Consider the following 6,000-nt stretch of genomic DNA (forward strand, 5'->3'; position numbering starts at 1 on the left):
CTCGCCACATGCCCATCAAGCTAACAAATAAAAATACCCTAAAATGAAAAAACGGTATTATTTCTATCTAAGATGTAGAAGGTATATCGTTTTTTACTCTCATAAATGTAAAAAACTCTTGAAAAACAAATTGGTTTAATAAAAAAATGCTGACATTTCCGGTGATAATTCTGAATTTTTTTATTGTTAAATAGATTATGTGGGGTTCCGCTTGATATAATTATATAAATATATAATAACAGAGGTGTGGAAATGGCAAAGTTATCTAGTACGAAATTAGAAAGGTTAGCTGTAGACGCAATAAATGTGCTAGCGAATAAACCAGATGCTCTACTTAGAGCGAATATTCCAGTAGGAGATAAAGGAATATCGTTTGACGGTGATATTGAAGTTTTTAAAGATCATTCAGAATCTGTAGGATCACTAATTGGTAAAGTGCCAGTACAAGTAAAAGGAACGGAAGTAAAAGAGTTTACTAGGGGAATTCGAACATTTTCAATTGGTTTGGATCATTACCAAAATTACTATAACAGTAAGGGTGTAGTATTTTTGGTGGTTGAAATAAAAAGAAATGGGGACTCAAAGATTTTCTACAAACAACTGTTACCTACTGAAATCAACGAAGTTCTTAAAAAGTATGGAGAAGAAAAAGGTCAAAAACAAAGACGCATTGAGTTGAGAGATCTAAGTGAAACGGATTTAACGAGTGTATGTAGCAAGTTCTTGGCTGAATCAAAAAAACAATCAATCATTCTTATTGAAAAAAGTCCCTTTAGTCGAGAGGAATATCATTCATTTGAATTAACAAGCTTAACATACAATCCTACCAAAACACCGACAAGAAATATATTCGAGCATGATTTTACTGTATATGGTATACGTGGTGAGCTCCCAGTCCCACTTAATCAAGGTCGCGTAGCGGCTCTTTCACTTGAAATACAGGAAAATGTAATGATAGATGGGTCTACATATGAATTACAAGTAAAGGTAACAGAAGAGTTTAATAAAGTTATCCTACTAGTTGAAGGTTCTTTGGAAATTTCATATGAAAAAGGATCCACAAAATTCAATTTTAAAATTATAAAGTTGCACTCGCTAGCGAGTCAGTTAAAAGTATTACCGTTGCTACTACATTTTTTTTCTGGAAATACCATCACATTTGAAAAATTAAAGTTAACGTTCGATATTGGGACAATGAAGAAACGTGATGAGACTCAAAGGGCATTTAAGAGTCTGCATGCTACGTTTTTGACTTTGAAGGAAATCTATCAACAATTAGAAATTAATGAGGAGACTCCATTTGGAGAAGAAGGTACGGATATTAATCGATTTGTTGATCAAATTAGGGCATTTAATAAGATGATACAAGAGGATGATATATCGAATTTCAAAATTGAAAATCCTAAAGAAGCAAAATTTGTATCATTTAATATTGGTTCCATTAAAATCATCTTATTCTATAATCCATCAGCAACGCCAAAATTAACAAATGCATTTTCAGAACAGATTATAGACGGGCGAACACATGTCGTTTTTGATGATGCAACCTCATATTATACACCTTATGTATTATTAGATTCGTCAGGGTTGGCATTTGGGGCAAATGTAAAGAAAGAAGTGATCAAAGAGTCGTTTAATCGCATAGATCCATTTGAAAACCCAGAACTAGCAGACTATACAAATCATTTTTGTTTGTTGTGTGTGACCGCATTTGATCTAACAGAGGACGTGGAATGGCTTGAATTAGCAGAGCATCTGTATAGTAAGTACGCAGGGGAATACATAACAGATGCGATTGTTTTCATTAATCAACTTCAGATCAAACTACGAAGAGAAGGTGTTATTTCTGAGGAAGATAGCAAGCAACTAATTACAATTAAGCAGAAGAATGCGGAAAATCTAGATATGCAGTTTTGTACAAGCGTATTGTTAGGTAGTGCTGTTGAATCAAAAATATTATTTGGGCAGTTTGAAAGTGACAATCAGGAGCGATATAAGGAGTTTCCGATATACAAACTCTATGAACATCTTTGTATATCAATTGGTGCCGTTTAAAGGTTGTAGATTTCGTTTCTAATTTGAGTTTCTTATTTTTATTTGCATGAAATGATGAAACGTACTGAAAATCAGTAAAGAGAGGGAGAGGATGATTTGCTTACAATCGAGAATTTCACATGTTCTAAAAAAAATGATCTTCAGGAAACATCCGATGAATTAATACAGAGTATAAAAGAGACAAGGGGGGATTTATTTGTCAAAAATTAAAGCGCTCGTAGTAGGTGTAAGTAATTATTATATTGGAGCAAACGATCTACCTTTTTGTATTAATGATATTACTGCAATGGAGAGTGCATTACATAATGGATTAAAGTTAGAAAAAAATGACGTTATTACGTGTGGACAATTGGGTGATGTGATGGTTGATGACTTTAAAAATGCTTTATCACAACTTACTTCTTTAACGAATGACAGTGACATTCTAATCTTTTATTTTTCTGGACATGGTACAACCATTGATGATAAACATTATCTTGTTTTTAGTAATGGAATTATAAGTACACAAGAAGTTATAGATTACTTCGAAAATATTCCAACTCGTAGTAAAATCATATTTTTAGATTGTTGTCATTCTGGAAATTATTCTGTTAGTGGAACATCAGAATTTAGTATTGAAAAAACAGTTGCAGAATTTCATGGGCAGGGATATGCAGTACTTTCGTCAAGTAATTCCCATCAATATTCTTATGGTCATCCTGATAAACCAATTAGTGTATTTACAAGCTTTTTATGTGATGCACTTCAACATAAACAACTAATTAAAGAAGGAAAAGTTACATTACATGATATACAAAAGTTGGTTTCTTTGTACTTAGATGTATGGAATAAAAGAAATCCCAAAAAAGAACAACATCCTATTTTTAGAGCAAATATAGGAGGTACTGTATTTTTTGATGTGGAAGAATATGAACCATTCTACACTTCAAGAATATATGCTGAGTATGATAAGTATATAATTTACGAGGTTGATCCAGTACATACAGGTATAGCGAAAAGATACTCTGTTAAGGTAATTCTAAAAGAACCACTGTCTCTTGAGGAAATAGGAGATATTTCAACAAAAATAAAAGATACGGTAAGAACAGCCGAAGTTTTTACTAATGAAATATCTCAGGACCGGTGGTCTGGTGAACTTGCAAACATTGTATGTATTTATTTTGGTCGTGATGAAAGTGATATGATAAGTGGGAATTTTATATGTCATACAACATGGGTTGATGATAAACAAGATAAAGACTGGTGGTACAGAGTAGATAATAAAGATACATTTATGCTTAATGGAATTCATTTTAATATCCATTCTTACTATGAACATATAAAAATCTTTCGTAATGAAAATACAGGAAATAAAAATGAAGTAGTGTTAAAAACAAAAGAAATATTAGCCCACTCGCTAACTTTAGCAGAAAAAGTAATTTGGCTCTATAACGAGTATAAAAATGAAATATTTACAGAAGAAGAGCTTATTGAAAAAATAGAAGTTATCATTCCAGAAATAGAGAAATATTACTTTTTGAGTGGGGATTTAGACATAGCACCAGATGAACTCTATGATTGGCATCAGGCTTGTATAGGTTTATTTGGAACTATTCACGATTTTACGTTGTTTTATAACAAAAAAAATATGGAGCAAAGAACTCCAGAGAATAGAAAAACTTGCATGGAAATGACTATTAAGCAGTATTATTCTGATTTAGAAGCTATTAAAAAATTAGAAGAAGTAAATGATTAAATTTTTAAAGAATATTGGAGCTTTAAATTAATAGGCCTCACCATACCATTTCGGGAAAATTGTACGTTTAGACACATTTTGAACATTTCCTGTACGTTAAGAGGCATCTGTCCAGAAAATCTTATGTTTATGGACAGAGGATAAAACTCAATAATATCAACGTTTTCTAGCTATAATCGTGTTCATAAAGTGTGTAAATGAATCAATGTTCAATTAAACTTAGGTTTTTATCTTTCTGAACATGCACTCATCTTAAAAAAACACTGTAATGATAAAGATTTGTAGTCCTTAGCGTACAATTTTCCCAGAATGATATGGTGACCCCTTTAAGGACAAAAAATGAGCTTATATTTGTTTATTTATTTTATGTTACAGTTCCATATGTTAGTCAATTACAATACTGTTAAGAAGGAGTATACATAATGAAAGCAAAGAAACTTATAACGTTAGCACTTCCAATTATGTTGATGGGAGGTTGTGCTACAGATAAAACAGAGACGAAAGCAAAAGATAAAGTAGAAGCTAAGTCAGAGACGAAGGAAAAGATGTCGAAAGAAGACTACCCTGACCACATGTATAAGTTAAAAAGTGATTTAGAGTACGAACTGAATAACTTTATGCAATTAGCGGCTCAAACGAAAGATAAGAGCAATGACATTCATAAATTAAACAAAGAACTGTATGAAAAAGAAACTGAAATACAAGGTATCATATCTAAATTCCATAAGATTGAACCACCAAAAGAGTTTGAGAAAGAACATGAGACAATCTTAAAAGGAGTAGACTGTTATAGTGAATCCTTTACACTCCTAGTTAAGTCAGCAAAAAGTAATTCTATAACGAAAGAAAAGACACAGAAGTCAAAAGACTTAGTACTAAAAGGTAAAGATTATATAAATGAGGGGTATGGCGACACACTATCTGATGCATTAACAAAAGCATCAGCGAAGAAATTAGAGGAACAGCAAAAGAATGAGAAACCTTCAGAGTTCCCGAAAGACAGTAAAGAGTTTGTAGGTGAATGGGGTCACATCGAAGGTTCTGAATTTGTTAAGGCATTAGACTTTAAAGAAGATGGTACATATACGATTTTCGATGATAAAGGTAAAACATCATTCGAAGACAATCATATGACAGGTAGATGGTCTTACAAACCAGACTCGAAACAATTCACAATGACTATTGGTGAGTATGTAAAAGACGGTCAAAAGATGGATACAAGTCAATTAAACGGGTCAGTAGACTATACGCTAGAAATCTTCTTTGAGGGTTACTTAAACATGGTAGACGGAAAAGGTAACAGAATAGATGTACAAAAACGTAAATAATATAGTATAAGCCATTATAAAGGTACTTGGAACAGAACGAAGTAATGTAAACAATAGGTTGTAACAGGTTACTGGTCAAAAGGTAGCCTGTTTACATACAAGAAACAATATATTAAAGGGTATTCAAAATGAAAGCAAAGAAACAAGGATCACAAACAAAGGGGTATATAACAATGAAACGGAAACTATTAGCAGTAGCGTTACCAATTATGTTAGTAGCAGGGGTAGGATGTTCAAATAAAGACGTTGCAGAAGATAAGAAGACTGATAGTCTGCAAGTAGCGGAAGCGGATAGTCAAGAAGTATCAAAAGGAAAAGAAAAATCAGACAATCAAAAAGTGTCAGAAACTAAAGCAGAGAAAGAGTACAAGGGTAAATTAAACGCTTTACTAGAAGACCTAACGAAACAAGCATTAGAATTAAGTGATGTCTTAAATAACGACAAGACAGTACATGATAAAGCACCTGAATACATAGAGAAGTCTGAACATCTGAAAAAGACAGCAGATAAGTTAATCGAATTAGACCCTGGCGAGAAGTATGCAGACGTACAAAACACTGTAAAAGACGCTATGTATGAAGCAAAGGCTGGTACGCTTTTAATAGCGCAAGGATTAAACTTGAAAGCCGAGGATTTAGTTCAGAAAGGTTCAGAAAAAATGGAGAAAGTTTCTAAATTACTACTTGAAGTAGATAAAAAGTTGAAAGCGCTAAAATAAAAGAGGGGGTATAACACATACCCATCAAGCTAAGATTTTAAAGTACCCCCTAAATGGAAATTTTGTGTTTTTATAGCATCGAGGTTTATTTTTCTCTTTTTGGGGATAACTTGTTTTCTTAAGTTAATGGAAATGTGGCGATACCCCACATCCATCAACTTAA

The 6,000-nt window shown here is 32.6% G+C and carries 4 protein-coding genes; all 4 read left to right on the top strand.

Annotated features, from left to right (window positions below):
• The first annotated feature begins 252 nt into the window (after positions 1–252).
• Positions 253–2,055 carry a DUF4365 domain-containing protein gene (locus B5P42_RS01760; RefSeq protein WP_113733509.1) on the top strand — a complete coding sequence of 601 codons (1,803 nt, stop codon included), beginning with the start codon at positions 253–255 and terminating at the stop codon, positions 2,053–2,055.
• Positions 2,056–2,251: 196 nt separating this feature from the next.
• On the top strand, positions 2,252–3,790 hold the full coding sequence (locus B5P42_RS01765) for a caspase family protein (RefSeq protein WP_113733510.1): 1,539 nt from the start codon (positions 2,252–2,254) through the stop codon (positions 3,788–3,790).
• A 422-nt stretch (positions 3,791–4,212) separates the two neighbouring features.
• Positions 4,213–5,118 carry a DUF7018 domain-containing (lipo)protein gene (locus B5P42_RS01770; protein ID WP_113733511.1) on the top strand — a complete coding sequence of 302 codons (906 nt, stop codon included), beginning with the start codon at positions 4,213–4,215 and terminating at the stop codon, positions 5,116–5,118.
• Between the two features lie 173 nt (positions 5,119–5,291).
• Entirely contained in the window at positions 5,292–5,837 is a 546-nt protein-coding gene (locus B5P42_RS01775; protein WP_033732631.1) for a DUF7018 domain-containing (lipo)protein, read from the top strand.
• The last annotated feature ends 163 nt before the right edge of the window (positions 5,838–6,000 follow it).

The sequence above is a fragment of the Bacillus sp. SRB_331 genome (assembly GCF_003264175.1).
Classification (GTDB): domain Bacteria; phylum Bacillota; class Bacilli; order Bacillales; family Bacillaceae_G; genus Bacillus_A; species Bacillus_A mycoides.

What these genes read in the sequence shown, in the direction of transcription:
- B5P42_RS01760 (WP_113733509.1), top strand. Translation starts at nt 253, where the DNA reads ATGGCAAAGTTATCTAGTACGAAATTAGAAAGGTTAGCTGTAGACGCA.
- B5P42_RS01770 (WP_113733511.1), top strand. Translation starts at nt 4,213, where the DNA reads ATGAAAGCAAAGAAACTTATAACGTTAGCACTTCCAATTATGTTGATG.
- B5P42_RS01775 (WP_033732631.1), top strand. Translation starts at nt 5,292, where the DNA reads ATGAAACGGAAACTATTAGCAGTAGCGTTACCAATTATGTTAGTAGCA.